The organism is Streptomyces sp. NPDC008121 (assembly GCF_042957155.1).
Classification (GTDB): Bacteria; Actinomycetota; Actinomycetes; order Streptomycetales; family Streptomycetaceae; genus Streptomyces.
In genome coordinates this window covers 1,009,580-1,036,028 of sequence record NZ_JBIBHT010000002.1, presented here as the reverse complement: position 1 = coordinate 1,036,028, position 26,449 = coordinate 1,009,580, and the positions used below count along the sequence as shown (strand labels likewise).

Below are 26,449 nucleotides of genomic sequence, written 5' to 3'. Positions count from 1 at the left end.
AGGCTCCCAGTAGACGACTGGGTTGATAGGCCGGATGTGGAAGCCCAGTAATGGGTGGAGCTGACCGGTACTAATAGGCCGAGGGCTTGTCCTCAGTTGCTCGCGTCCACTGTGTTAGTTCTGAAGTAACGAACTGTGCCGATATCCGGTTGGTTAACTTCATAGTGTTTCGGTGGTCATAGCGTTAGGGAAACGCCCGGTTACATTCCGAACCCGGAAGCTAAGCCTTTCAGCGCCGATGGTACTGCAGGGGGGACCCTGTGGGAGAGTAGGACGCCGCCGAACAATCTTTAGCCTCAACCCCCTGACCATGTCAGGGGGTTGAGGCATTTTTGCGTTCAGGAGAGGCCGGCGCCCCCTGTGCTCCCGGGCGTCGTGGCTGCGGGTAAGGTCAGGGGGCAACATCGGCACGTTCCCCACAGGAGGCCCCCGGGTGGAGGTCCAGGAGACTCGCGTTCAGACGGACCGGGTCCTCACCATCCCCAACATTCTGAGCATGGCTCGCCTCCTCGGCGTGCCGCTCTTCCTGTGGCTGATTCTCCGCCCCGAGTTCGGCGGCCCCAAGAGCGACGGCTGGGCCCTCCTCGTCCTGATGCTGAGCGGCGTCAGCGACTACCTCGACGGCAAGCTCGCCCGGCGCTGGAACCAGATCAGCAGCCTCGGCCGCCTCCTCGACCCGGCCGCCGACCGGCTCTACATCCTTTCCACCCTCCTCGGGCTCACCTGGCGCGAGATCCTGCCCCTCTGGCTGACCGCGGCCCTTTTGGCGCGCGAGCTGATGCTGCTCGTCATGGTGGGAATCCTCCGCCGGCACGGCTATCCGCCGCCCCAGGTGAACTTTCTCGGTAAGGCCGCCACTTTCAACCTGATGTACGCGTTCCCGCTCCTGCTGCTCAGTGACGGAACCGGATGGCTGGCGTCACTCGCTGAAGTTTTCGGGTGGGCCTTCGCCGGATGGGGTACAACTCTGTATTGGTGGGCAGGGATCCTCTACGTGGTCCAGGTCCGTCGACTCGTGAAGGCGGATACCGCGGCCGATTGAGCCCGTTTGTCCTCTGCCGAGCAACGTCGCCGGCAGCAACGAGGGCGCCCCGAGTCCGCTGAGCGGACCGGGTGCAGTCGGCCGGACCGTCGTCTCTTCAAGGAGGACGCTTCCGACATGAAGGCCGTCGTGATGGCCGGTGGCGAAGGCACCCGGCTTCGCCCCATGACCTCAAGCATGCCCAAGCCTCTTCTGCCGGTCGCAAACCGGCCGATCATGGAGCATGTCCTGCGACTGCTCAAACGACACGGTCTCAACGAGACCGTGGTCACCGTGCAGTTTCTCGCCTCTCTCGTCAAGAATTACTTCGGCGACGGCGAAGAGCTCGGAATGGAGCTCACCTACGCCAACGAGGAGAAGCCGCTCGGCACGGCGGGGAGTGTGAAGAACGCCGAGGAGGCACTGAAGGACGACGCGTTCGTCGTGATCTCCGGAGACGCCCTCACCGACTTCGACCTCACCGACCTGATCGCCTTTCACAAGGAGAAGGGCGCCCTCGTCACCGTCTGCCTGACCCGCGTCCCGAACCCCCTCGAATTCGGCATCACCATCGTCGACGAGGAAGGAAAGGTCGAACGTTTCCTGGAGAAGCCGACCTGGGGGCAGGTCTTCTCGGACACGGTGAACACGGGCATCTACGTCATGGAACCCGAGGTCTTCGACTACGTCGAGGCCGACGTACCGGTCGACTGGTCCGGCGACGTCTTCCCTCAGCTCATGAAGGAAGGCAAGCCCATCTACGGCTACGTCGCCGAGGGCTACTGGGAGGACGTCGGCACCCACGAGAGCTACGTCAAGGCGCAGGCCGACGTGCTCGAAGGGAAGGTCCAGGTCGAGCTCGACGGCTTCGAGATCTCCCCGGGCGTCTGGGTGGCGGAAGGCGCCGAGGTCCACCCCGACGCCGTGCTCCGCGGCCCGCTCTACATCGGCGACTACGCCAAGGTCGAGGCCGGCGCCGAAATCCGGGAACACACGGTGATCGGCTCCAACGTCGTCGTTAAGAGCGGTGCCTTCCTCCACAAGGCGGTCATCCACGACAACGTGTACATCGGGCAGCAGAGCAATCTGCGCGGCTGTGTGATCGGAAAGAACACCGACGTCATGCGGGCGGCCCGGATCGAGGACGGAGCCGTCATCGGCGACGAGTGCCTCGTCGGTGAAGAATCGATCGTTCAGGGCAACGTCCGGGTGTACCCGTTCAAGACGATCGAAGCCGGCGCCTTCGTCAACACCTCCGTCATCTGGGAGTCCCGCGGACAGGCCCACCTCTTCGGAGCGCGGGGCGTCTCCGGCATCCTCAACGTCGAGATCACGCCCGAACTGGCCGTCCGGCTGGCCGGCGCGTACGCCACCACCCTGAAGAAGGGCTCCACGGTCACCACGGCACGTGACCACTCCCGAGGCGCCCGTGCGCTGAAGCGCGCGGTGATCTCCGCGCTGCAGGCCAGCGCCATCGACGTACGGGATCTGGAGAACGTGCCACTGCCGGTGGCCCGGCAGCAGACCGCGCGGGGCAGCGCCGGCGGGATCATGCTGCGGACCTCGCCCGGCGTCCCCGACTCCGTCGACATCATGTTCTTCGACGAACGCGGAGCGGACCTGTCGCAGGCCGGACAGCGCAAGCTGGACCGCGTCTTCGCGAGGCAGGAGTACCGGCGCGCCTTCCCGGGCGAGATCGGTGACCTCTCCTTCCCGGCGAGCGTCTTCGACTCGTACACCGGCTCCCTGCTGAGGAACGTGGACACCTCCGGGATCGCCGAGGCCGGGCTCAAGGTCGTCGTCGACGCCTCCAACGGCAGTGCCGGCCTCGTCCTGCCCAGCCTGCTCGGCCGGCTCCAGGTGGACGCCCTCACGATCAACCCGGGCCTCGACGAGTCTCGGCCCACCGAATCGGCCGAGACCCGGCGGGCCGGCCTCGTACGGCTCGGGGAGATCGTCGCCTCGGCGCGCGCCGCGTTCGGCGTGCGGTTCGACCCGGTCGGCGAGCGGCTCTCGCTCGTCGACGAGAAGGGGCGGATCATCGAGGACGACCGTTCCCTGCTGGTCATGCTCGACCTGGTGGCCGCCGAGCGCCGCTCGGGACGGGTGGCCCTGCCCGTGACGACCACGCGGATCGCCGAACAGGTCGCGGCCTACCACGGCACCCAGGTGGAGTGGACCACGACCTCGCCGGACGACCTGACCCGGGTCGGCCGGGAGGAGACGACGATCTTCGGCGGCGACGGCCGCGGAGGCTTCATCATCCCCGAGTTCAGCAGCGTCTTCGATGGCGCCGCCGCGTTCGTACGGCTCATCGGACTGGTGGCCCGGACGCAGCTCACGCTCAGCCAGATCGACGCGCGGATCCCGCGGGCACACGTCCTCAAGAGGGACGTCGCCACCCCGTGGGCCGTGAAGGGGCTCGTGATGCGGAGCGTGGTGGAGGCGGCCGGCGACCGGTCCGTCGACACCACCGACGGGGTGCGGGTCGTGGAGGCGGACGGGCGCTGGGTGATGGTGCTGCCCGACCCGGCCGAGGCCGTCACCCATCTGTGGGCGGAGGGCCCTGACGACGCCTCCGCACAGGCCCTGCTCGACGAGTGGTCGGGTGTGGTCGAGAGCGCAGGTCACTGACGCGGGACAAAGGGTGAGCCGGGAGGTGTCGTACCGACGCCTCCCGGTTTTCCGGTGGGGCCATTCGGCGGCAGCCCGTGCGACGTGCGACGATGTGCGGCATGTCGCAGCAGCCCCCCATTCGGAGCACCGGATCACCACCCCCGCGTCCGGACGCGTCCATGTCGCTGCTGAACAACGTGATGGACCACGCGCTCGACGACGGCTACGCGGAGGCCTCCGCACGCCGTGAGGCCGAGGGCGGCGGTCTGCCGCGGACCCTGCGGGCGAAGCTCGGCCTCGCGGCCGGTCTTGTCCTGGCCGCGGCCGTCGTGACCGTGGGCGCGGCGGAGGCGCGGATCTCGGCGCCCGTCGTCGCCAAGGAACGGCAGGAGCTGATCGGCCGGATCGACGCGGAGACCGCGACCGCCGACAAGCTGGAGCAGGACGTCGAGAAGATCCGCGCCGAGGTGGGGGACCGGCAGCGCAGGGCGCTGGAGCAGCACGGTGGGGACCAGACCGAGCTGGTGGCGCTCCTGTCCGGGGCGACACCGGTCCGCGGGCCCGGCGTGAAGCTGATGGTCGACGACGCCAAGGGGACCGAGCAGGGCGGCGGCGGCCCGCGGGAGAGCAGCGGGTTCGCCGACACCGGGCGGGTGCGCGACCGGGACATGCAGCGGGTGGTCAACGGCCTGTGGGAGTCCGGCGCGGAAGCGGTCGCGATCAACGGCCAGCGGCTGACATCGCTCTCCGCGATCCGGGCGGCGGGCGACGCCATACTGGTCGACAACAAGCCGCTGGTGCCGCCGTACACCGTGCTGGCCGTCGGGGACGGGCAGCGGCTGAGCACCGCCTTCCAGGACAGCGCGGACGGCCAGTACCTGCACGCCCTGCAGGAGAACTTCGGGATCCGGACCAGCATCTCGGCCGAGGCCGAGGTGCGGCTGCCCGCCGCGCCGAGCCTGATCGTACGAACAGCAGTGCCGAGGGGAACCGGGGCCGCGAAGGCCACCGGGCAGGCCACGGCCGACACAAGGAAGGGCACATCTTGATCGCCGTACTGGGCCTGATCGTGGGAGTGGTGGTCGGACTGTTGGTCCGCCCCGAAGTTCCGGCGGTGGTCGAGCCCTATCTTCCGATCGCCGTGGTCGCCGCCCTCGACGCGGTCTTCGGCGGCCTGCGCGCCATGCTCGACGGCATCTTCGTCGACAAGGTCTTCGTGGTCTCCTTCCTCTCGAACGTGGTCGTGGCCGCCCTGATCGTCTTCCTGGGCGACAAGCTGGGCGTCGGCGCGCAGCTGTCCACCGGTGTGGTCGTCGTCCTCGGCATCCGGATCTTCTCGAACGCGGCCGCCATCCGGCGCCATGTGTTCCGGGCGTGAGGTGGAGCCGATGAGCAACGACGAGACCCCCGAGAACGGGACTCCGCAGAACGGCACGCCCGGGGGCCCGGGGGCCGGGAACCCGCTGCCTCCGGCCGTACCGGCACCGCCTCCGCCGTCGCCTCCCGCTCCCGCGCCGGCGCAGGGCCAGACGACGGAGCAGGCGACGGGACGGCAGCGGCTCAAGGCCGGCCTGTGGCCTCCGCGGGTCAGCCGGGCCCAACTCATCGTCGCCCTCCTGCTGTTCGTCCTCGGCCTGGGGCTCGCCATCCAGGTGCGCTCGACCAGCGACAACAGCGCGCTGCGCGGCGCCCGCCAGGAGGATCTGGTCCGCATCCTCGACGAGCTGGACGACCGTACGCAGCGGCTCGAGGACGAGAAGGCACGGCTGGAGAGCCAGCGCTCGGAGCTGGAGTCGAGCTCGGACCAGGCCGAGGAGGCGCGGAAGCAGACCCAGGAGAAGGAGCGCCAGCTCGGGATCCTGGCCGGCACGGTCGCTGCCGAGGGGCCCGGCATCACGCTGACCGTCTCGGACGGTTCCGGCGCGGTGGAGTCGGACATGCTGCTGGACGCCATCCAGGAGCTGCGCGCGGCCGGCGCCGAGGCGATCCAGATCAACGACGTGCGCGTGGTCGCGGACAGTTATTTCTCGGGCGGCGACGGTTCGATAGAGATCGATGGAACGAAGGTGGCCGCTCCGTACGTCTTCAAGGTCATCGGCAAGCCCGAGGATCTCGAGCCCGCGCTCAACATCCCGGGCGGAGTCGTCCAGACCCTGGAGAAGGAGCAGGCCACAGCCACCGTGGCCCGGTCCGAGAAGATCGTCGTGGACGCCTTGCGGCCTGCGAAGCGGCCTGACTACGCTCAGTCGTCCTCGCAGTGAGGCGGGGGTGCATGGCGGTCGCGCGACAAGGGCATGAGGTTGCGGGGGGTCGCCGCACCACAAGCGTGGTGCGTGGTGGAAACTGTCCGGAGGATACGGACGTTGTGAGGATGTCCGGTTCGGCAGGTGTGGTCATCAAGGGTTCGTCCTGCCCCACGGGCGGGTCTGTTTCGGTCAAGGGGAATCGCCCGTGAAGTTGTTTGCGAAGTTGTTCGGCAAGAGCGCACGCGAGGACGGCGGCAACGCCAAGCACCGCGCGCCGCGCCACGCCCAGAGTGAGGAACAGGGTGGCGAGCGCCCCCTCTTCCGTGACGAGGTCGGTGGTCAGGGCGGTGACATTCCGGGCGGACAGGGCGCGTCGTCTGTTGACCCCGCCGGTGCCGGCCGCATAGGTTTCGGGGATCGATCGACCTCAGGTACGGGTGGAGGGTCCGCCCCCGACCCGTATGCGACCCAGACCTCCGCGGGTCAGCCGCGGCAGGAGGATGCGTCCATGCCGGTGTGTACGAGGTGCGGTCACCGCAACGCCGCCGACAGCCGTTTCTGCTCCCACTGCGGCACGCCGCTGCGGGGCGGAGCGCCGGTGGAGCGTGCGTCCGAGACGACGTCGACCATCTCGATCTCGGGCCTGGAGGCGTACGACTCCGAGGTCACCGGCCAGACCGCGGTCCCGTCGCTGTCCCCCGAGGCCCTGGCGGCCGTCGAGGCGCTTCCGACGGGGTCGGCGCTCCTGGTGGTGCGCCGCGGTCCGAACTCCGGCAGTCGCTTCCTGCTGGACGGCGAGCTGACCACGGCCGGCCGTCACCCGCAGAGCGACATCTTCCTGGACGACGTGACGGTGTCGCGGCGCCACGTGGAGTTCCGTCGGGCGCAGGACGGCAGTTTCACGGTCGCCGACGTCGGCAGCCTCAACGGCACGTACGTCAACCGCGAGCCGATCGACTCGGCCGTCCTGTCCAACGGCGACGAGGTGCAGATCGGGAAGTACCGGCTGGTCTTCTACTCGAGCCAGCGGGCTGTGTAACGCCTCGGAGAAGCCTTCAGGGAAGGTCCATGCTGCGAACACCGACGGGCGGTGCCGGACACGGCACCGCCACCGCGGGCGACCGGCTGGTCAGCATCGGCGCGGTGCTGAGTCAGCTGCGGGACGAGTTTCCCGAAGTGACCATCTCCAAGATCCGGTTCCTGGAGGCCGAGGGGCTCGTCGAGCCCCGGCGGACGGCCTCCGGGTACCGGAAGTTCAGCCCGGAGGACGTGGAGCGTCTCGCCCAGATCCTGCGGATGCAGCGCGACCACTATCTTCCGCTGAAGGTGATCCGGGAGCACCTCGACGCCCTCGCCCGGGGCGAGCAGATCAAGCTGCCGGCCCCGAGCCCCCAGCGGGACCTGCTGGAAGGGCCGTGGGAGCCGGACGCGGAGCGTCCGACCGTGGCGCGGCTGGGGCGGGCCGAGCTGCTCGCCGCCGCGGAGGTGAGCGAGGAGGAACTCGCCGAATGGGAGTCGTACGGCCTGATCTCCCCGGGAGCCGAGGGCGGATACGACGCCGAGGCGGTCACGGTCGCCAGGCTGGTGGCGGACCTGGGGAGATTCGGTCTCGAACCGCGTCACCTCCGGGCGGTGAAAGCGGCCGCCGAACGGGAGGCCGGGCTGGTCGAGCAGATGGTCGCGCCGCTGCGCCGGCACCGTAACCCGCAGACCAGAGCACATGCGGAGGCCACCGCGAAGGAGCTGGCCGGCCTGTCCGTGAGGCTGCACGCGGCGCTGGTCCAGACCGCGCTGGGAGTGCGGTTGCACTGACCTTGCGGGGCCCCGACTACCCAAACCGGTCGAGCACGTCCTAGGGTTGCTGTGTGAACGAGCTCGACGTTGTGGGTGTCCGGGTGGAAATGCCCTCGAACCAACCGATCGTGCTCCTGCGTGAAGTGGGAGGCGACCGGTACCTCCCCATCTGGATCGGACCAGGTGAGGCGACCGCGATCGCCTTCGCTCAGCAGGGCATGGCTCCCGCGAGGCCGCTGACGCACGACCTCTTCAAGGACGTCCTTGAGGCTGTGGGCCAGGAGCTCACCGAGGTCCGCATCACCGACCTCCGTGACGGGGTCTTCTATGCGGAGCTGGTCTTCGCCAGTGGCGTCGAGGTGAGTGCCAGGCCGTCCGACGCGATAGCGCTGGCTCTCCGCACCGGGACGCCGATCTTCGGCAGTGACGGTGTCCTGGACGATGCCGGCATCGCGATTCCGGACGAGCAGGAGGACGAGGTGGAGAAGTTCCGCGAGTTCCTCGACCAGATCTCCCCCGAGGACTTCGGTTCCAGCAGCCAGTGAGGCGCCGCGGCCCGGCCGGGAGTCGCTTCGAGGCACGCTGATCCGACGGTGCGTCAGCGCATCCGACTAGCTGTTCCCCGAAGAGAGATACGGGAAACCACTCTCAGGGTGATTATCACTCGGCGTGCCGAGTGTGGCGATCGTTGACGCACCCCTAGTGACTGCCTACCTTCGTGTGGGCAGGTCAAGGACGGAGGGTCGGCGTGATGAGCAGCGGCGACGGTACGGCGGGGGGCTCCCTCGGGCGTGCGCCCGGGGAGAGCGGTCCGTATCCGCTTCACGGCGGTGTGAGCGACTTCGGTACGGACGTGGGCGCGGGTCCGGGCGCCACGGGCGCGGGCGCGAAGGGCGCGGCGACGCCCTCGGACACCGACGGCGAGACCGTGGGGTACCGAGGTCCCACCGCGTGCGCCGCGGCGGGCATCACGTACCGCCAGTTGGACTACTGGGCGCGAACCGGTCTGGTCGAGCCGAGCGTGCGGGCGGCGTACGGCTCCGGGACGCAGCGGCTGTACAGCTTCCGCGACGTGGTCGTACTCAAGATCGTCAAGCGTTTCCTGGACACCGGGGTCGCGCTGCAGAACATCCGGGCCGCCGTGCAGCACCTGCGGGCGCACGGCTTTCGCGACCTGGAGCGGATGACGCTGATGAGCGACGGCGCCACCGTCTACGAATGCTCCTCGCCCGACGAGGTCGTCGACCTGCTCCAGGGCGGGCAGGGCGTCTTCGGGATCGCGGTGGGCGTGGTGTGGCGGGACGTGGAGGCCGCGCTGTCGCAGCTGCACGGCGAGCGGGTGGACACGGGCGAGACCCTGATCGGGCACAACCCCGGGGACGAACTCGCCCGGCGGCGGCGCGACCGGGCCGTCTGAGCCGCGCAGCCCCCGGCGGGCAGCCGGCGGCTGAGGCTCCCTCGTTTCCGCCTCCGTACGGCGGTGTGAGCCGATTGTCAGTGGCGTAGGGCAGCATCGGAGATGTGAGAGCCGCGCCGACGATCCTGCATCTCGACATGGACGCCTTCTTCGCCGCCGCCGAGCAGGCGGCGAAGCCGAGCCTGCGCGGAAAGCCGGTCGTGGTCGGCGGTCTCGGGCCGCGCGGGGTGGTCGCCACCGCGTCGTACGAGGCCCGCGTCTTCGGGGTCCATTCGGCGATGCCGATGGCACAGGCCCGCAGACGGGCGCCGAACGCCGCGTATCTCGTGCCGCGCTTCGCCTTCTACCGGTCGATCAGCGAGCAGGTCATGGAGCTGCTGGGGCGGCTGTCGCCGCTGGTCGAGCCGCTCAGCCTGGACGAGGCCTTCGTCGACCTGGAGGCCGGGGGACAGGCCGACGACCGCGACAGCGCGCGCAGGGCCGGGGAGCGGCTGAGACGGGACATCCTGGCGACGACGGGGTTGTCGGGGTCGGTGGGGCTCGCGGGGTCCAAGATGATCGCGAAGATCGCCTCGGAGGAGGCCAAGCCGGACGGCCTCGTCCTGATCGAGCCGGGCACGGAGCGGGAGCTGCTGGGGCCGAAGTCGGTGCGGATCCTGCCCGGGGTCGGGCCGGCGACGGGCGAGCATCTGCGGCGCGCCGGGATGACCACGGTCTCCGATCTCGCGGAGGCGGGCGAGGACGAGCTTGTACGGCTCCTGGGGCGGTCGCACGGCACGTCGCTGTACAGGATGGCCCAGGGGTACGACGACAGGCCTGTGGTGGCCGAGAGGGACGCGAAGTCGGTGTCGGTGGAGGACACCTTCGACGTGGACCTGCACGACCGGATCCGGATCCGCACGGAGGTGGAGCGGCTGGCGGAGCGGTGCGTGGGGAGGCTCCGGGGGTCCGGGCACTCGGGGCGGACGATCGTGCTCAAGGTGCGGCGCTATGACTTCTCGACGCTCACGCGGTCCGAGACGCTGCGGGGGCCCACGGACGATCCCGTGGTGGTGCGGGAGGCGGCGGGGCGGCTGCTGGAGGGCGTGGACACGACGGGCGGGGTGCGGCTGCTGGGGGTCGGCGTCAGCGGGCTCGCGGACTACACCCAGGAGGACCTCTTCGCCCAGGCGGAGGCCGATGCCCAGGCGGAGGCGCGCGCGGAGGCCGAGGCGGCGGCCGGGGGCGCCTCGGCCGGCGCGGATGCCGTACGGGGCGCGGAGCACGGGGCGGGGCCAGGGGCGGCGGGTGCCTCCGCCCCGCCGGCCGAGGCGGAGACACCGGCGGAGCGGCGGTGGGCGCCCGGGCACGACGTACGGCACGCGGTGTACGGAGCCGGCTGGGTGCAGGGCAGCGGGGTCGGACGGGTCACCGTCCGGTTCGAGCAGCCGGGATCGGCGCCGGGCCGGGTGCGGACCTTCCCCGTCGACGATCCGGAGCTGGAACCCGCGGACCCGCTGCCGCTGGTGGGAGGCGGGGAGGGGACGGCCGCGGTCGCCTGAGGGGGACGGGCCGGGCAGCGCCGACTGCGGGAGGCGCCCAGGGGGCGGACGCGTACCGCCGGGGCAGCCGCGGCGCGGTCCGTCGGGTCTGGGGCAGCCGATGGGGCCGGCCGGCTCGTCAGGCCTCTTCCTGGCCCGCCAGACGGCCGAAGTCGCGGTCCGGGACCGGCGGGAGGGCGATGTTGTAGTGGCGGTACAGCTGGAGTTCCTGCTCCGGGGAGAGGTGGCGGCCCACACCGAAGTCCGGGGCGTCCTTGATCAGGGCGCGCTCGTACGGGATGTGCAGGCCGTCCTCGACCAGTTCGCTGGGCTCCAGCGGGACGAAGGCGTCCCGGCTGAAGAGACCGGTGCGGACCGCGGCCCACTCCGGTACGCCGGTCGCGTCGTCGAGGTACACCTCGTCCACGGTCCCGATCTTGTTGCCGTTACGGTCGAACGCCTTGCGGCCGATCAGGCTGCGCGGATCGATGTCGGTCTGCACGGTCCCTCCAACTGGTCGCGGCTGCTCTACAAGACTACGAAAGTGCACATCTGGGATGTCGGCCACTTGAGCGACGGCACGGGGAAGCGCGCTGGTAGGCTGGCTGTGGCTGTCGACCCCGTGCGGGAGAGTCCTCCGGAGAAAGCTTTCGGAGGCGCCGAAGGAGCAAATCCTCCCCGGAATCTCTCAGGCCCCCGTACCGCACGGACGAGGTCACTCTGGAAAGCAGGGCGGACGTCAGACGGCATTCGCTCTCACCGACGGTGAAAGCCGGCGTGCCCCTTCGGCGTGCCGGTGAAGCTCTCAGGTTGAGATGACAGAGGGGGAGGCCGTCCGGGCACCCGCGCCGTGGTGCTTCTCGCAGGTCGTGACGACCAGGAGGCCTCCGTACATGACCGCTCACCGCACCCCGCTCTCCGAGCTCGAGCAGGGCATCCCGTTCGAACAGCGGCACATCGGGCCCGACGCCGAAGCCCGCGCCAAGATGCTCGCGCAGGTCGGCTACGGCTCCCTGGACGAGCTGACGGCCGCCGCCGTGCCGGACGTGATCAAGAGCGCCGAGGCGCTCGGCCTGCCCGCCGCCCGTACCGAGGCCGAGGTCCTCGCCGAGCTGCGTGAGCTCGCCGACCGCAACCAGGTCCTCGCCCCCATGATCGGCCTCGGCTACTACGGCACCTTCACCCCGCCGGTCATCCTGCGGAACGTGATGGAGAACCCCGCCTGGTACACGGCGTACACGCCCTATCAGCCGGAGATCTCCCAGGGCCGTCTGGAGGCGCTGCTCAACTTCCAGACCATGGTCGCCGACCTGACCGGTCTGCCCACCTCCGGCGCCTCGCTGCTCGACGAGGGCACCGCGGCCGCCGAGGCCATGGCCCTCTCCCGCCGGGTCGGCAAGGTCAAGAACGGTGTCTTCCTCATCGACGCCGACGCCCTGCCGCAGACCATCGCCGTGATCGAGACGCGCGCCGAGCCGACCGGTGTCGAGGTCGTCGTCGCCGATCTGAGCGACGGCATCCCCGCCGACGTGGCCGAGCGCGGTGTCTTCGGCGTGCTGCTGCAGTACCCCGGCGCCTCCGGCGCCGTCCGGGACATCAAGCCCGTCATCGACGCGGCGCACGAGCTCGGCGCCATCGTCACCGTCGCCGCCGACCTGCTCGCGCTGACCCTCCTCACCTCCCCGGGCGAACTGGGCGCGGACATCGCCGTGGGCACCACCCAGCGCTTCGGTGTCCCCATGGGCTTCGGCGGACCGCACGCCGGCTACATGGCGGTCCAGGACAAGCACGCCCGCTCCCTCCCCGGCCGCCTCGTCGGCGTCTCCGTCGACGCCGACGGCAACAAGGCCTACCGTCTGGCCCTGCAGACCCGCGAGCAGCACATCCGCCGCGAGAAGGCCACCAGCAACATCTGCACCGCCCAGGTGCTCCTTGCCGTCATGGCCGGCATGTACGCCGTCTACCACGGTCCCGACGGGCTCAAGCAGATCGCCCGGCGCGTCCACCGCTACGCCACCGTCCTCGCCGAGGGGCTGCGCGCCGGTGGCGTCGAGGTCGTCCACGAGGCGTACTTCGACACCCTCACCGTCCGCGTGCCCGGCAAGGCGGCCGAGGCCGTCGCCGCCGCCCGCGAGGCCGGGGTCAACCTCCACCGCGTCGACGCCGACCACGTCTCGGTCTCCTGCGACGAGACCACCGGCCGCGCCCAGCTCGGCGCCGTCTGGAGCGCCTTCGGCGTCGACGCCGACATCGAGGCCCTGGACGCCGACACCGAGGACAAGCTGCCCGCCGGGCTGCTGCGCACCGACGCGTACCTGACCCACCCGGTCTTCCACGCGCACCGTTCCGAGACGTCGATGCTGCGCTACCTCCGCAAGCTCGCCGACCGTGACTACGCGCTGGACCGCGGCATGATCCCGCTCGGCTCCTGCACCATGAAGCTGAACGCGACCACCGAGATGGAGCCGGTGACCTGGCCCGAGTTCGGCCAGATCCACCCCTTCGCCCCCATCGAGCAGGCCCAGGGCTACCTCACGCTCATCACCGAGCTGGAGGAGCGCCTCGCCGAGGTCACCGGATACGACAAGGTGTCGATCCAGCCCAACGCCGGTTCGCAGGGCGAGCTCGCCGGTCTGCTCGCCGTCCGCGCCTACCACCGGGCCAACGGCGACCACCAGCGCACGGTCTGCCTCATCCCGTCCTCCGCGCACGGCACCAACGCCGCCAGCGCCGTGATGGCCGGCATGAAGGTCGTCGTCGTCAAGACCGCCGACGACGGCGAGGTCGACATCGCGGACCTGCGCGCCAAGATCGAGCAGTACCGCGACGAGCTGTCCGTCCTGATGATCACCTACCCGTCCACCCACGGTGTGTTCGAGGAGCACGTCGCCGACATCTGCGGCGCCGTGCACGACGCCGGCGGCCAGGTGTACGTCGACGGCGCCAACCTCAACGCGCTGGTCGGCCTCGCCAAGCCGGGCAAGTTCGGCGGCGACGTCTCGCACCTGAACCTGCACAAGACCTTCTGCATCCCGCACGGCGGCGGCGGCCCCGGCGTCGGCCCGGTCGGCGTGCGCGCCCACCTCGCGCCGTACCTGCCGAACCACCCGCTGCAGCCCGCCGCGGGCCCGGAGACGGGCGTCGGCCCGATCTCGGCCGCCCCCTGGGGCTCGGCCGGCATCCTGCCGATCTCGTGGTCGTACGTGCGCCTCATGGGAGGCGAGGGCCTCAAGCGCGCCACGCAGGTGGCCGTCCTCGCCGCGAACTACATCGCCAAGCGCCTGGAGCCGCACTTCCCGGTGCTCTACACCGGCCCGGCCGGTCTGGTCGCGCACGAGTGCATCGTCGACCTGCGCCCGCTCTCCAAGGCGACCGGTGTCAGCGTCGACGACATCGCCAAGCGTCTGATCGACTACGGCTTCCACGCGCCGACGATGTCCTTCCCGGTCGCCGGCACGCTGATGATCGAGCCGACCGAGTCCGAGGACCTGACCGAACTCGACCGCTTCTGCGACACGATGATCGCGATCCGGGGCGAGATCGAGAAGGTCGCGTCGGGCGAGTGGCCCGCCGAGGACAACCCCCTCCGCAACGCGCCGCACACCGCGGCCGCGCTGGGCGGGGAGTGGGACCACGCGTACACCCGTGACGAGGCGGTCTTCCCGGCCGGTGTCTCGGCCGCGGACAAGTACTGGCCGCCGGTCCGCCGGATCGACGGGGCGTTCGGCGACCGCAACCTGGTCTGCTCCTGCCCGCCGCTGGACGAGTACGACAACTGAGCATGAGTCAGGGCCGGTTCGGAGGTTCTCCTCCGGGCCGGCCCTTTCGTGTTTCCTCGTCTTCCTGCCCGTCGTGCGGGGGTACGTCGTGCGCGGGACTGCCCTCCCGTCAGGCGGCGGTCGTCACCTGAGCCGCCCGGAGCGGGCGGTGCGGGGCGATGATCTGTCCGTCCGGCAGCAGTTCACCGGTGTCCTCGAAGAGCAGGACCCCGTTGCACAGCAGGCTCCAGCCCTGCTCCGGGTGGTGCGCCATCAGGCGCGCCGCCTCCCGGTCGGCGGAGTCGGCGGTGGGACAGGCTGGCTGGTGCTGGCACATGGGTGGGTTCTTTCGCTGGGTCGTGGTGAGTGTCGTCCTGCGGCTCGACGCGGTGCTCATGGCCGCCCCCCGTTGTCGGTTCGGTTGGTCCAGTGTTCCCCTACGGACGTCGATCCGCAGGTATTTCGCGGCAGCTCTTCCTACTGCATGAAGACGTATCACCCGCGCGGGCGGTTCAACGCAACTGGGCGGTCACTTCGGGTGGTTCGGCATAGCCCCAGCGGGCTAGTCCGTTGGGGGAGGCCTGTTCGGCAGGGGTGTTCGAGGCGGGTGGTGAGCGGCCGCCCGCGCTCCGGGCCGGGCGTCCTCACGCTCAGTGGCCGGACGCTCTCACGCACCGCGCCCCGCGACCGGGGCGGTCGCGGGGCGCGCGGGGGCGTGTGCGCCGGGTCAGGCCGGCGCCGGGGTGCCGAAGAGCGGCGGCGGGGCGAGGCGCAGGCTCAGCACGGGCAGCAGGTCGGCGACCCGGTGCGGGCGGTGGGCGGCGATGCCGGGCGGGGCGGGGGCGAGCGGGATCAGCAGATCGGTGGGCGCGGGGGAGGCGGAGGCGCCGTCGGCATCGGTGTCGCCGTGCAGCCAGAGGGTCAGCATGTACAGCTCCGGAACGGACAGCAGCCGGGGCTGGTACGCCGATGGCAACGCCTCTGCCTGGAGCAGCGCGCGCTCCGTGGCGCCCACGTACGGCCCTTCGAAGAAGTGAGAGAACGTCCAGCCGTCGGGGGTGAGCATGGTGTCCGCGGCCGCGACGGCCCGGTCGGTGCCCCGGATCAGGAAGCGCCATCCGGCGAGTCGGGTGCGCGGAGCCTGCCCGGGTGCGGCAACCTCGTCCCGTACGTCGAGTACGTGGACGGGGAGGGGCAGTTCGGGGCTCAGCGGGCCCTGGGCGTTCCGGAGGGCGGGCGTTCGCGCTTCACGGACCGCGGTGGGGGAACCGAGGGCCGCGAGGACACTACGCAGGGCCGGCGCAGGGGCCGGTGTGGGTCGGAGCATGGTGGGTCGCCTCTCGCTCAGGAGACACGGTGACGCGTGGGCAGGTACGACGGCGCTGTCAGCTGCCGGCCGGAAGGGGCCATGAGGCCATGGCCGGGCGCCAACACTCTGCCTCGTTCGCGGAGTTTATACGAGAGGTGTTCACACAGTGTTTCCGCTACCTGACGGGGATATTGCGGGCAAGGCTTCATCCGGACGCATTCGTGCGGTGATTTCCCGGCCTGGGAGCAGTGTCGTGGCGCCTGCCTGCGACGTTCCCCGTAAGGCGGACGGCCGATAATCGATCGCACGGTTCCGTTGATTATGCCGTTGGAATATGTCCTATGCTGGATGCCCGCGGGGTGTGCCGGACGGAACTCATCCCAGACTATCGTTCAACACGGTCGCCGCGCAGGCGTTATAGATCAGCCCGCCGGGGCATCATCGTCCGTGACACGCGCGGCCGTCGCCGCGGCCGCCCATTGCGGGGAAGGACGCTCGATGGGGGAGAAGGTCGTGGCGGACGGGTTCGACCTGTCCGACCGGCAGCGATACCGCAGGAAGCTCCAGCAGTGCCTCGCGGGGCTCGCGAGGCTCCTGGCGGAGAAGAGGTTCGACGGGCCCCGGAATCTCATGGGCATGGAGATCGAGCTCAATCTCGCGGGCCCCGACGGCATGCCCCGGATGGTCAATGGGCGCGTCCTGGAGCGGATCGCCAGCCCGGATTTCCAGACGGAACTCGGAATGTTCAATCTCGAAGTGAACATCGCTCCGCAACGTCTCGCCGGGCGCGTATTCGACCGGCTCGCCGAGGAGCTGCGCACCGGTCTGGGATATGCCGACCGCAAAGCCCAGGAAGTCGACGCGGGCGTGGTCATGATCGGAATTCTTCCCACGCTCGCCCAGCACGACCTCGTCCCCGAGAATCTTTCGGACGTCGACCGCTACGCCCTCCTCAACGACCAGATCGTCGCCGCGCGCGGGGAGGACTTCGTCCTCGACATCCACGGAGTGGAGCGGCTGTCGTGCACGTCCACGTCGATCGTGCCCGAGGCCGCCTGCACCTCGGTACAGCTCCACCTCCAGGTCACTCCGGCACGCTTCGCCGCCGTGTGGAACGCCGCCCAGGCCGTGACCGCGGTGCAGATCGCGGTCGGCGCCAACTCTCCGTTCCTCTTCGGGCACGAACTGTGGCGCGAGTCCCGGCCGCCGCTCTTCCAGCAGGCCACGGACACCAGGCCGCCGGAGCTGCAGGCACAGGGGGTGCGGCCGCGGACCTGGTTCGGGGAGCGGTGGGTGGACTCCGCGTACGACCTCTTCGAGGAGAACCTGCGGTACTTCCCGCCGCTGCTGCCGATCTGCGACGAGGAGGACCCGCTGCTCGTCCTGGACCGGGGCGGGGTGCCGCAGCTGCGCGAGCTGGTGCTGCACAACGGCACGGTCTACCGCTGGAACCGCCCGGTCTACGGGTGGGTGGACGGCGTGCCGCACCTGCGGGTGGAGAACCGCGTCCTGCCGGCCGGCCCGACCGTCACCGACGTCGTCGCCAACGCGGCCTTCTACTACGGCCTCGTACGGTCGCTGGCGGAGGAGAACCGGCCGGTGTGGAAGCGGCTGGCGTTCGAGGACGCGGCGGCCAACTTCGACGCGGCCTGCCGGCACGGGATCGAGGCGGAGCTGCGCTGGCCCCGGCCCGGCCGCTCCGGCGGCGTGGCGGCGGTGCCCGCTGCACGGCTCGTCCTGGACGAGCTGTTGCCGTTGGCCGCGGCCGGGCTCGACGCCTGGCACGTCGAGCCGGCGGACCGCGACTTCTACCTCGGGGTGATCGAGGAGCGCTGCCGGAAGCGGGTGAACGGCGCGTCCTGGCAGGCCGACACCTTCCACCGGGCGCTGGAGTCCGGCCTGGACCGTGAGGAGGCGCTGTCGGCCATGACGCGCCGGTACGCCGAGCTGATGCGGAAGGGCGACCCCGTGCACACGTGGCCGGCGGGGGGCGTGTGAGGCGGCCCTCGGCCTGAGGCCCTCCGCGCCCGGGTGACCGGCCGCCGGTGGACGGCTGCCGGTGGACGGCTGCCGGTGGGCGGCTGTCGCAGGGAATGGCGCTCGGAGCCCGGCGTCGCGCATGATCTCCGTACCCGGGAAGCGATGGGGAAGTGGAGACAGGTGTGGTGTCGGAGCAACGAGTGGTGGCCGGTCCTCTTCCCCCTGACGGGCCTTCGCGCGGAATCCTGCGGTCCGAGACGTTCATCGTGCTCGCGCTCTCTCTCGGTGCGAGCAGTGTCTCGGCCCTCATCAGTTTCATCGGCTCGCTGACCAAGCCGGGCGGGCTGAAGGACCAGGCGGCGACGCTCAACGGCTCGTACGCGCCCGGGCGGCCCTGGCTCGACCTCGCCTGGCAGCTCTTCGGCATCGCCTCCGCCCTCGTCCCCGTGCTGCTCGTCGCCCATCTGCTGGTGCGGGAGCGTTCCGGTCTGCGGGCGATCGGCTTCGACCGGACCCGGCCATGGCCGGACCTGGGGCGCGGCGCGCTGGTGGCGGCCGGGATCGGCAGCGCCGGTCTCGTCTTCTACCTGGTGGCGCGGGCGTCCGGGTTCAACCTGACGGTGGTGCCCGAGTCGCTGCCCGACGTGTGGTGGAAGTACCCGGTGCTCATCCTCTCGGCGGTGCAGAACTCCGTCGTGGAGGAGGTCATCGTCGTCGGCTATCTGCTGCGCCGGCTCGACCAGTTGGGCTGGACGCCGACGGCCGCGCTGGTGGCCAGCTCGGTGCTGCGCGGTTCGTACCACCTCTACCAGGGCGTCGGCGGCTTCATCGGGAACATGGTGATGGGCGTCGTCTTCGTCTGGCTGTACCGGCGGTGGGGGCGGGTCGGGCCCCTCGTGGTGGCGCACGCGCTGCTCGACATCGTGGCCTTCGTCGGGTACGGCCTGCTCGCCGGGAGAGTGGACTGGCTGCCGACCGCTTAGACGGGGGAGTGGACCGGCTGCCGACCCCCGCTGAGGCGGAGGAGACGAGGGGGCGGACCAGGAGGGGCGTACGGCGGTGGCCGTGCGCCCCTCCTCGTCGTCCGGGCGGCGCGGGCGGGTCAGGCGTGCAGGTCACCCTCGATGACCGTGACCGCGTGGCCGGTCAGCAGGGTGCGGTCGCCGCGCAGGCGGGTGCGGACGAGGCCGGTGCGGGCACCGCCCTGGAAGCCGGTCAGTTCGTCGCGGCCGAGACGCGCCGACCAGAACGGGGCGAGCGCGGTGTGCGCGCTGCCGGTGACCGGGTCCTCGTCGATGCCGAGGCCGGGGAAGAAGCCCCGGGAGACGAAGTCGTAACCCCGCGCGGGCTGTTCGGCGGCGGCGGTCACGATGACGCCCCGGTCCGAGACGTGTACCAGGGCCGCGAAGTCCGGTGCGAGGGAGCGGACGGTCGCCTCGTCCCGCAGCTCGACGACCAGGTCGCCGATGTGGGCGGCGGTGTCGTGGACGGAGACGATCTCGGCGCCCAGCGCCTTCTCCAGCCCGTCCGGGACGGGGACGGGGGTCACCGACGACGTGGGGAAGTCCATCGTGAGGGTGCCGTCGTCCTCGGCCGTGGCGCTGAGGACGCCGCAGCGGGCCGCGAACCGGACGGTCCCGGTCGCCGCGCCGGTGGTGTGCAGGACGTGCGCGGTGGCCAGGGTGGCGTGGCCGCACATGTCGACCTCGGTCGTCGGGGTGAACCAGCGCAGGGCCCAGTCCGCCTCGCCGCCCTCGGGCAGCGGGTGGGCGAAGGCCGTCTCGGAGAGGTTGACCTCCGCGGCCACCTTCTGGAGCCAGTGGTCGTCCGGGAAGGAGTCGAGCAGCAGGACCCCCGCCGGGTTGCCGGAGAAGGGTCGGTCGGTGAAGGCGTCGACGATTCGAATCCGCATGCCCAGGACGCTACCGGCGCCGTGAAGTCCCAGGCCAAGGCCAATCCGTCGTCGGTGGACCGAGACGTCCGCCGCCCGTGGCGCGCCCCTCGGCCCGGCCTCGGTGTGCTCGCTGCGAGGAGGGTTGGCAAAAGAACGCTTCCGATATATCGTTGAAGCATCGCGACAGTTCGATGATGTCATCCGATGGAAGGAGCGTTGCGATGCGTACTCATGGACACGAACACGGACATGGAGACTGCGGCCCCGGCCCTCGTGGGCGGGGTGACTCCGGGCGCGGCCAGTTCGGTCGTGGCGCATTCGGAGACGGTGACTTCGAGCGGCGTCGACCCGCCTTCGGTCCCTTCGGGCCGGGGTTCGGCGGCGGGCCGTTCGGCGGAGGCCCCTTCGGGGGCGGCCGTGGCCGTGGAGGCGGCGGGCGGGGCAGGGCGCGGCGCGGAGACGTGCGCGCCTCGATCCTCGCGCTGCTCAAGGACCGGCCGATGCACGGCTACGAGATGATCCGCGAGATCGGCGAGCGCAGCGGCGGGGCGTGGAAGCCCAGCCCCGGCTCCGTCTACCCCACGCTCCAGCTCCTCGAGGACGAGGGGCTGATCGAGAGTGCCACCGACGGCGGCAAGAAGCTGTTCACGCTCACCGACGCCGGGCGCGCCGAGGCCGAGACGGGGCCGGAGGCCCCGTGGGAAGAGGCCGGGCGCGGTGTCGACTGGGAGGCCGTGAACGAGATCCGGCAGGCCGGCTTCGGTCTGATGGAGGCCTTCGGGCAGGTCTGGAAGACCGGCAGCGCCGAGCAGCGGAACAAGGCCGTCGGGGTCATCAACGAAGCCCGTAAGAAGCTGTATCTGATCCTGGCCGACGAGCACTGATCGTTCAGGACGAGCACCGCGCGTGAAGAAGGGCCCCGTGGCGAATCGCCACGGGGCCCTTCCGTCACACGCCCCCCTCAGGCGACCAGGCCGGACAGCTTGCGCAGGGATTCGTTCAGCGCCGCCGTCGCCGAGTCCTTGAGCTTGCCCGCCATCAGCGAGACCGCCGCGCCCGTGAACTCCCCGTCGATGCGCAGGGTCGTGGCGTCCCCCTCCGGCGCCAGGGAGTAGCGGGTGCCGACCGTGACCCCCATCGGGCCCTTGCCCCGGATGGCCAGCACCCGCGCCGTCTCCAGCTCCTCGACCGTCCAGGTCACCTCGGCCGGGAAGCCCATCAGCTTCATGTTCTCGGCGAAGGTCGCACCCGCTTCGAGCCGGTCCGGGCCGCCCTGCGGGAAGTCCGTGTGGGTGGCGTTCCACTCGCCGTACGAGGAGAAGTCAGTGAGCTGCGCCCAGACCTTCTCGGCCGGCGCCTCGATCCGTGTCTCCGCGCTGACTTCGGCCATGCGACCACCCCTTCACGCGTTCACGTGTGCTCGTTGGGATCCCGTGTCGCGGAACGTAGCCGCGTGGCCGTGAACATTCAATACTGATTAACCGTCAGTTCTTGGCCGTCGTTCTACATGCGGCCGGCCCCCTGCCCCTGTACGGAAGACACCGGAAGCGGACGTCATCGTGTCCCGGGCCGGAGGCAAGACGGCGCGCGTACCGGACGTCGCATCCGCGCGATCTCATCCCCAAGGAGGAGGAACCACCCCCTGGCCCCCACTCCGGTGGGATGTACACATGCTTCTCCGCGGGGATGTTCCGGCCGTCGCGACCTGATGAGGTAGGAGAGTGCACAGCCCCGTCCCTCGCCCACGACAGCCTGCGGTCCCCCACGCGGACCTCGTCTCCGGCCTGACCGTCGAACTCGCGACCGTCGTGGCGGGGGCGCGCCGCAGAGCGCTGCGGGGCGGAGACCGGCAGGTCGACACCGCCCATCTGCTGCACTCCCTCATCGAGTCCGATCCCCAGGTGGGAGCCGTCTTCGACGGCCCCGCGCAGCTCGCCCGGGTGCTCGGATACCTCGTCCAGCGCTCCATCGGCTACGGGCTCCGCTGGCGGCGCTCGGCCGAGGAGACCGGCGCCGGACACGTCGTACGGCGGGACGCGCCGGAGGCCGTGGGGGCGCTGGACGCCCTGGACCGGCCGGGCGGCCTGGAGTGGCCGGGGACTCTGGATCGGCCGGGGGCTCTGGGCCGGTCGGGCGGGCCGGACCGGCCGGGCGCGGTGGAGCGGGCGGGAGTGGCCGGGTGGACCGGGGTGGCCGGGTGGTCCCCCTCCGCCGCGGCTGCCATGGCCCGGGCCTTCGAGCGGGCCGCCCGGCGCGGCGAGCCCCGGGCCCGCGGCCTCGATCTGCTGGCCGCGATCGTCGCGGACCAGGACAGCAGGGCCGCCGAGGTGCTCCGCAGGTCGCGGGTGGACGGGCAGACGCTGACCACCCGGATCGCGGAGCTGTCTCAACAGGTGTAACGGGACTTACGCACCTGTCCCCGCCCTGTCATGATGGCCCGATGCACGCGTCTCAGGGGAGAAGCGCCGGCCTGGGACTCGCCCTGGTGTCGGCCTTCGCATTCGGTGGTTCAGGTGTGGCGGCCAAGCCGCTCATCGAGGCGGGACTCGACCCGCTCCATGTGGTGTGGCTCCGGGTCGCCGGTGCCGCGCTCCTCATGCTGCCCGTGGCCTGGCGCCACCGGGACCTCCTGAGGCGCAAACCCGCACTCCTCGCCGGCTTCGGCCTCCTCGCCGTCGCCGGCGTCCAGGCCTTCTACTTCGCCTCCCTCTCCCGCATCCCCGTCGGCGTGGCCCTGCTGATCGAGTACCTGGCCCCGGCCCTCGTGCTCGGCTGGGTCCGCTTCGTCCAGCGCCGCCCCGTGACCCGCGCCGCAGCCGTCGGCGTCGTCCTCGCCGTCGGCGGACTCGCGTGCGTCGTGCAGGTCTGGTCCGGGCTGAGCTTCGACCTGCTCGGGCTGCTGCTCGCCCTCGGCGCCGCCTGCTGCCAGGTCGGCTACTTCGTCCTCTCCGACCAGAGCGGCGACGAGTCGGACCCGGCCGATCCCCTCGGCGTCATCGCGTACGGACTCCTCTTCGGCGCCCTCGTCCTCACCGTCATCGCCCGGCCGTGGGGGATGGACTGGTCCGTCCTCGGCGGCACCGCCGACATGAACGGCAGCGCCGCGCCGGCCTGGCTGCTGCTCGGCTGGATCGTGCTGATCGCCACCGTCCTCGCCTACGTCACGGGAGTCATCTCGGTGCGCAGGCTCTCGCCCCAGGTGGCCGGCGTCGTCGCCTGCCTGGAGGCCGTGATCGCGACCGTCCTGGCCTGGGTGCTCCTGGGGGAGCACCTGGCCGCCCCGCAGATCATCGGCGGCGCGGTGGTCCTGATCGGCGCGTTCATCGCCCAGTCCTCGACCCCGAAGGCCGCCTCGGCCCAGCCCGTGGCGGGGGCCGGGGCAGCCGCCTTCGAATCCGGGCCGCCCGCCGACCGGGCCTCGGCTCCCGCCGACCGGGCGGGAAGCTGACGGACGGGGGCCGCGCACCGGGGGCAGGCGGACCGGGTGCGGGCGCACGGGAGCCGACGGCGTTCGACCCGCTGACGTCAGGCGTCGGTACGGCGGCGGAGCCGGTGGACGCGGGCGGTCCTGTCGCCGGGCCCGTCGCGCTCGGCGAGGGCGGCGACGACGCGGCCTTGGACTGCCTCCGGCTTGCGGTTCGCGCACCTGAACGTGGGCACGCCGGGCCCTCTCAGACGGCGGAGAGGTAGTCGGGCAGGGCGATCGCCGGGTCGAGGTCGTCGGCGGGGACGGGGGTGCCGTAGCTCCTGCGTACGGGGACCACGCCGGACCAGTGGGGGAGCGCGGCGTCCTCGGGGTCGTCGTTCGGGCCGCCGGTGCGGACCTTGGCGGACACCGCGTCCAGGTCGAGCCGGAGGACCGCCGTGGCGGCGAGCTCCTTGGCGTCGGCCGGGCGCGAGTCGGCGGAGCGGCCGGGGACGACGTGGTCGACCAGGGCGTCCAGGGCGGTGCGCCGCTCCTCGGGGTCGGTCACCGGGTGGGCGGTGCCGTGTACCACGACCGAGCGGTAGTTGATCGAGTGGTGGAAGGCGGACCGGGCGAGCACGAGGCCGTCGACGTGGGTGACGGTCAGGCAGACCGGCAGCCCCGGAGCCTCGGCGCCCCGGCCCGCCATCCGCAGGGGCCGGGAGCCGGTCGAACCGTGGACGTAGAGACGCTCGCCGACCCGGCCGTACAGCGTCGGGAGAACCACCGGCGCACCGTCGCGGACGAAGCCGAGATGGCAGACGTACGCCTCGTCGAGTATCGAGTGCACCAGCGCGCGGTCGTACGAGGCTCGATCGCGGCCGCGGGTGGGGAAGGTCCGCTCGGTCCGCTCGTAGGTGTCGGTCATTGCGCTCTCCATTGCACTAGTGCATAATCTCTTTTGTGCTAGGAGAGTATCGGATCGAGGGTCGTCGCGCATCGGACATCGCCGCGAGTGTGGAGCGGGGGGTGGCCGCCGGTGCGCTGGAGCCGGGGCAACTGCTGCCACCCATGCGGGAGTTGGCGCAGAGCCTGGGGGTGAATCCCAACACCGTCGCGGCCGCGTACCGCACCCTGCGCGAGCGCGGGGTCATCGCGACGGACGGGCGACGGGGCAGCCGGGTACGGCCGAAGCCGGCGACCACGGCACGCGGCTCGATCCGGGTGGACGCCCCGGCGGGCGTCCGCGACGCGAGCAAGGGCAATCCGGACCCGGCGCTCCTGCCGGCGCTGGGCCCGGCACTCGCCCAGGCGGCCCTGAGGGACGCCGAGCGGCCCGGAATGTACGGCGAGGCGCCCGTCGACGAGGAGTTCGCGCGGCTGGCACGGGCCGCGCTGGACGCGGACGGGGTGCCCGGCGGGCCGATGGCCGTCACCTCGGGCTCGCTCGACGCCATCGAGCGGATCCTCGCCGTCCACCTCCGGCCGGGAGACGCCGTCGCCGTCGAGGACCCGGGCTGGGGGAGCCTGCTCGACCTCGTTCCGGCGCTCGGACTGCGGCTGGTCCCGGTCGCCGTCGACGACGAGGGCCCGCTGCCGGACGCCCTGGCACGAGCGCTGCGAGCCGGTGTGCGCGCGGTCGTCGTCACCGCCCGGGCACAGAACCCGACCGGCGCGGCGGTGAGCGCGCCCCGCGCGGCGGAGCTGCGCCCCCTCCTGGCCGCCCACCGGGACGTGCTCCTCATCGAGGACGACCACGGCCACGGCTTCGTCGACCTGCCGCTGCACCCCCTGGCCGGTACGACGGACCGCTGGGCGCTGGTGCGCTCGGTCGCCAAGGCGTACGGGCCGGATCTGCGGGTCGCCGCCCTGACCGGTGACCCCGAGACCGTCGACCGAGTCCTCGGGCGCCAGCGGCTCGGGCCCGGCTGGGTCAGCAGACTGCTCCAGCGCGCCGTGGCGCACCTGTGGGTCACGGGCGCCGTGAACACGGCGGAGGTCGCGCGGGCCTACGCCCGGCGGCGCGACGGACTGGTCGCCGCCCTCGGGCGGCGCGGCATCGAGGCGCACGGTCGCACCGGGATGAACGTGTGGGTGCCCGTCGCCGACGAGACGGGGGCCGTGGCCCGTCTCATCGGCGCGGGGTGGGCCGTGGCCCCGGGGGCCCGCTTCCGGATCGACGCCGGGCCGGCCGTCCGGCTGACCGTCTCAGGGCTGGCCGTGGACGAGATCGAGGACCTGGCCGACGCGATCGCCTCGGCGGCGGGGCCGGCTCCGGCACGCACGTACGGCTAGGTCGTGTTTCGGACGTGGCGTCGTCCGCCCGCAGGGTCCCCGGTGGGCGAGCCGTGTCCCGAACGACCCGCCCGACATCTTCCGGTCTCTCCCTAGGGGCATGCGCCGGCGGCAGCGGCGGGAGACCGCACGGCGGCGTTCCCGGGGGTGGGCGCCCCGGTCGGTGTCGCCGCCGGGGGCAGGGGTGCCAGGGGTTCCGTGGCCGGCGGAGCGACGGCCGCCGCAGCGATCGGTGTCGCCGCCCCGGCCCGGCGGCGGGGGCCGCGCGTCTGGGTGAGGGCCGCGCCCGCGAGGACGATGACGGCGCCGACGGGGGTGTTCCAGGAGAGCTGTTCGCCCAGCACCGCGACGCCCGCGGCCGTGGCGATGACCGGGATGAAGTACGTGACCATTGCCCCCGTCGTCGGCCCCACCTCGGCCACGATCCCGTACTGCAGCAGCATCGCGTACCCCGTCCCCAGCGCCCCCAGGGTGATGACGGCGAGCAGCGGGACGATCTCGACCGACTGAGGGAGCGAGGTGAACATCGGGGTCACGACGGCCAGTTGCAGCGTGCCCAGTGCGACCTGGGAGCCCGCGAGGGAGAGATGGGAGGCGCCGGTTCCGCTCAGCGTGCGACGGACGTAGATCCACCCCACCGCGTAGCTGAAGGACGCGAGCAGCGCCAACGCCGTGCCGGTGACGTCGAGACCCGAGAAGCCCTGCCAGGCACCCAGCACCGTCAGCACCCCGATGAACCCGATGCCCAGCCCCGCCGCCCGCACCCGCGTCGGCCGGTCCTCGGAGAGCGCGACGAGGGAGAGCACCATGCCCCACAAGGGGGTCGTGGCGTTGCAGATGCCGGCGAGCGTCGACGGGATCGTCAGCTCGGCGTACGCGAAGAGCGAGAACGGCAGGGCGTTCAGGAGGAACGCGGCGACCGAGAGGTGGAGCCAGGTGCGGGCGCCCCTGGGCAGGCGCTCACGCTTGATCGCCATGGCGACGGCGAGCACCGCCGTACCGAACAGGAGACGGCCGAAGGTCACCTGGAACGGAGCGAACCCCTCCGTGCCGACCTTGATGAGGAGGAAGCTGAAGCCCCAGATCAGGGCGAGGACGCCGAAGCGGACGCGCCAGTCCAGCATGGCGGAGCGGCGAGGGGCGCGAGAGGGGGCCCGGGACGGGGCGACGGAGCTCATGCCTCTCAGAGTGAC

At 71.4% G+C, this 26,449-nt stretch carries 25 protein-coding genes, 2 rRNA genes and 1 riboswitch; of the genes, 19 read left to right on the top strand and 8 right to left on the bottom strand.

Annotation, left to right across the window (positions count from 1 at the left end; translation table 11 throughout):
- From ACFZBD_RS10145 to ACFZBD_RS10090, 12 genes are all read left to right on the top strand, one after another.
- A 23S ribosomal RNA gene (locus ACFZBD_RS10145) occupies positions 1–94 on the top strand; the annotation flags it as partial.
- 74 nt (positions 95–168) lie between these two features.
- A 5S ribosomal RNA gene (rrf, locus tag ACFZBD_RS10140) occupies positions 169–285 on the top strand.
- Positions 286–433: 148 nt separating this feature from the next.
- A complete protein-coding gene (locus ACFZBD_RS10135) occupies positions 434–1,042 on the top strand; it encodes a CDP-alcohol phosphatidyltransferase family protein (RefSeq protein ID WP_365722052.1) in 609 nt (202 codons plus the stop codon).
- Positions 1,043–1,159: 117 nt separating this feature from the next.
- Positions 1,160–3,655 carry a sugar phosphate nucleotidyltransferase gene (locus ACFZBD_RS10130; RefSeq protein WP_391138466.1) on the top strand — a complete coding sequence of 832 codons (2,496 nt, stop codon included), beginning with the start codon at positions 1,160–1,162 and terminating at the stop codon, positions 3,653–3,655.
- A gap of 101 nt (positions 3,656–3,756) precedes the next feature.
- Positions 3,757–4,686 carry a DUF881 domain-containing protein gene (locus ACFZBD_RS10125; protein WP_391138464.1) on the top strand — a complete coding sequence of 310 codons (930 nt, stop codon included), beginning with the start codon at positions 3,757–3,759 and terminating at the stop codon, positions 4,684–4,686.
- Positions 4,683–5,015 carry a small basic family protein gene (locus tag ACFZBD_RS10120; RefSeq protein ID WP_015032176.1) on the top strand — a complete coding sequence of 111 codons (333 nt, stop codon included), beginning with the start codon at positions 4,683–4,685 and terminating at the stop codon, positions 5,013–5,015. Before ACFZBD_RS10125 ends, ACFZBD_RS10120 begins: the two co-directional genes overlap by 4 nt.
- Positions 5,016–5,025: 10 nt before the next feature.
- Complete coding sequence (locus ACFZBD_RS10115) at positions 5,026–5,898, top strand: DUF881 domain-containing protein (protein ID WP_391138462.1); 873 nt, start codon at positions 5,026–5,028, stop codon at positions 5,896–5,898.
- A gap of 82 nt (positions 5,899–5,980) precedes the next feature.
- Positions 5,981–6,922: an FHA domain-containing protein gene (locus tag ACFZBD_RS10110; protein WP_391138590.1), complete on the top strand. Its 942-nt coding sequence runs from the start codon at positions 5,981–5,983 to the stop codon at positions 6,920–6,922.
- A gap of 29 nt (positions 6,923–6,951) precedes the next feature.
- Positions 6,952–7,695, top strand: coding sequence for a MerR family transcriptional regulator (locus ACFZBD_RS10105; protein ID WP_391138460.1), 744 nt, complete (start codon positions 6,952–6,954; stop codon positions 7,693–7,695).
- 53 nt (positions 7,696–7,748) lie between these two features.
- Complete coding sequence (locus ACFZBD_RS10100; protein WP_315894873.1) at positions 7,749–8,222, top strand: bifunctional nuclease family protein; 474 nt, start codon at positions 7,749–7,751, stop codon at positions 8,220–8,222.
- A 206-nt stretch (positions 8,223–8,428) separates the two neighbouring features.
- Entirely contained in the window at positions 8,429–9,094 is a 666-nt protein-coding gene (locus tag ACFZBD_RS10095) for a MerR family transcriptional regulator (RefSeq protein WP_391138457.1), read from the top strand.
- Between the two features lie 104 nt (positions 9,095–9,198).
- On the top strand, positions 9,199–10,635 hold the full coding sequence (locus ACFZBD_RS10090; protein WP_391138455.1) for a DNA polymerase IV: 1,437 nt from the start codon (positions 9,199–9,201) through the stop codon (positions 10,633–10,635).
- Between the two features lie 118 nt (positions 10,636–10,753).
- On the opposite strand, the gene ACFZBD_RS10085 is transcribed toward ACFZBD_RS10090, so the two are convergent.
- On the bottom strand, positions 10,754–11,116 hold the full coding sequence (locus ACFZBD_RS10085; RefSeq protein ID WP_391138453.1) for a PRC-barrel domain-containing protein: 363 nt from the start codon (positions 11,114–11,116) through the stop codon (positions 10,754–10,756).
- Between the two features lie 113 nt (positions 11,117–11,229).
- Positions 11,230–11,328, top strand: a riboswitch (glycine riboswitch).
- 179 nt (positions 11,329–11,507) lie between these two features.
- Here ACFZBD_RS10085 and gcvP point away from each other — a divergent pair.
- The gene (gene gcvP / locus ACFZBD_RS10080) at positions 11,508–14,393 is read left to right on the top strand and encodes an aminomethyl-transferring glycine dehydrogenase (protein ID WP_391138451.1); all 2,886 of its coding nucleotides are present in this window, start codon (positions 11,508–11,510) and stop codon (positions 14,391–14,393) included.
- Positions 14,394–14,502: 109 nt separating this feature from the next.
- Here gcvP and ACFZBD_RS10075 read toward each other — a convergent pair whose 3' ends face one another.
- Positions 14,503–14,709, bottom strand: coding sequence for a DUF5999 family protein (locus ACFZBD_RS10075; RefSeq protein WP_391138449.1), 207 nt, complete (start codon positions 14,707–14,709; stop codon positions 14,503–14,505).
- A gap of 390 nt (positions 14,710–15,099) precedes the next feature.
- On the bottom strand, positions 15,100–15,699 hold the full coding sequence (locus ACFZBD_RS10070; protein WP_391138447.1) for a hypothetical protein: 600 nt from the start codon (positions 15,697–15,699) through the stop codon (positions 15,100–15,102).
- Between the two features lie 480 nt (positions 15,700–16,179).
- Between ACFZBD_RS10070 and ACFZBD_RS10065 the strand changes: the two genes are divergently transcribed.
- Positions 16,180–17,679 (top strand): glutamate-cysteine ligase family protein, encoded by a 1,500-nt coding sequence (locus tag ACFZBD_RS10065; RefSeq protein WP_391138445.1) that lies wholly within the window; start codon positions 16,180–16,182, stop codon positions 17,677–17,679.
- Between the two features lie 185 nt (positions 17,680–17,864).
- Positions 17,865–18,644 carry a type II CAAX prenyl endopeptidase Rce1 family protein gene (locus ACFZBD_RS10060; protein ID WP_391138588.1) on the top strand — a complete coding sequence of 260 codons (780 nt, stop codon included), beginning with the start codon at positions 17,865–17,867 and terminating at the stop codon, positions 18,642–18,644.
- A 119-nt stretch (positions 18,645–18,763) separates the two neighbouring features.
- On the opposite strand, the gene ACFZBD_RS10055 is transcribed toward ACFZBD_RS10060, so the two are convergent.
- Positions 18,764–19,573: a PhzF family phenazine biosynthesis isomerase gene (locus ACFZBD_RS10055; RefSeq protein WP_391138442.1), complete on the bottom strand. Its 810-nt coding sequence runs from the start codon at positions 19,571–19,573 to the stop codon at positions 18,764–18,766.
- Between the two features lie 203 nt (positions 19,574–19,776).
- Between ACFZBD_RS10055 and ACFZBD_RS10050 the strand changes: the two genes are divergently transcribed.
- Positions 19,777–20,439: a helix-turn-helix transcriptional regulator gene (locus ACFZBD_RS10050; RefSeq protein ID WP_391138440.1), complete on the top strand. Its 663-nt coding sequence runs from the start codon at positions 19,777–19,779 to the stop codon at positions 20,437–20,439.
- 77 nt (positions 20,440–20,516) lie between these two features.
- On the opposite strand, the gene ACFZBD_RS10045 is transcribed toward ACFZBD_RS10050, so the two are convergent.
- Positions 20,517–20,945: an SRPBCC family protein gene (locus ACFZBD_RS10045; RefSeq protein ID WP_391138438.1), complete on the bottom strand. Its 429-nt coding sequence runs from the start codon at positions 20,943–20,945 to the stop codon at positions 20,517–20,519.
- Between the two features lie 331 nt (positions 20,946–21,276).
- Between ACFZBD_RS10045 and ACFZBD_RS10040 the strand changes: the two genes are divergently transcribed.
- Complete coding sequence (locus tag ACFZBD_RS10040) at positions 21,277–21,954, top strand: Clp protease N-terminal domain-containing protein (protein WP_391138436.1); 678 nt, start codon at positions 21,277–21,279, stop codon at positions 21,952–21,954.
- A 41-nt stretch (positions 21,955–21,995) separates the two neighbouring features.
- Positions 21,996–23,003, top strand: coding sequence for an EamA family transporter (locus tag ACFZBD_RS10035; protein ID WP_391138434.1), 1,008 nt, complete (start codon positions 21,996–21,998; stop codon positions 23,001–23,003).
- A gap of 77 nt (positions 23,004–23,080) precedes the next feature.
- On the opposite strand, the gene ACFZBD_RS10030 is transcribed toward ACFZBD_RS10035, so the two are convergent.
- Positions 23,081–23,215, bottom strand: a complete 135-nt coding sequence (locus ACFZBD_RS10030; protein ID WP_391138432.1) for a hypothetical protein — start codon at positions 23,213–23,215, stop codon at positions 23,081–23,083.
- Positions 23,216–23,226: 11 nt separating this feature from the next.
- Positions 23,227–23,889: a pyridoxamine 5'-phosphate oxidase family protein gene (locus ACFZBD_RS10025; RefSeq protein WP_391138430.1), complete on the bottom strand. Its 663-nt coding sequence runs from the start codon at positions 23,887–23,889 to the stop codon at positions 23,227–23,229.
- Positions 23,890–23,924: 35 nt separating this feature from the next.
- On the opposite strand from ACFZBD_RS10025, the gene ACFZBD_RS10020 reads away from it, so the two are divergent.
- Complete coding sequence (locus ACFZBD_RS10020; RefSeq protein ID WP_391138428.1) at positions 23,925–25,256, top strand: aminotransferase class I/II-fold pyridoxal phosphate-dependent enzyme; 1,332 nt, start codon at positions 23,925–23,927, stop codon at positions 25,254–25,256.
- Positions 25,257–25,348: 92 nt separating this feature from the next.
- On the opposite strand, the gene ACFZBD_RS10015 is transcribed toward ACFZBD_RS10020, so the two are convergent.
- Positions 25,349–26,434: an EamA family transporter gene (locus ACFZBD_RS10015; RefSeq protein WP_391138426.1), complete on the bottom strand. Its 1,086-nt coding sequence runs from the start codon at positions 26,432–26,434 to the stop codon at positions 25,349–25,351.
- Between the last annotated feature and the right edge of the window lie 15 nt (positions 26,435–26,449).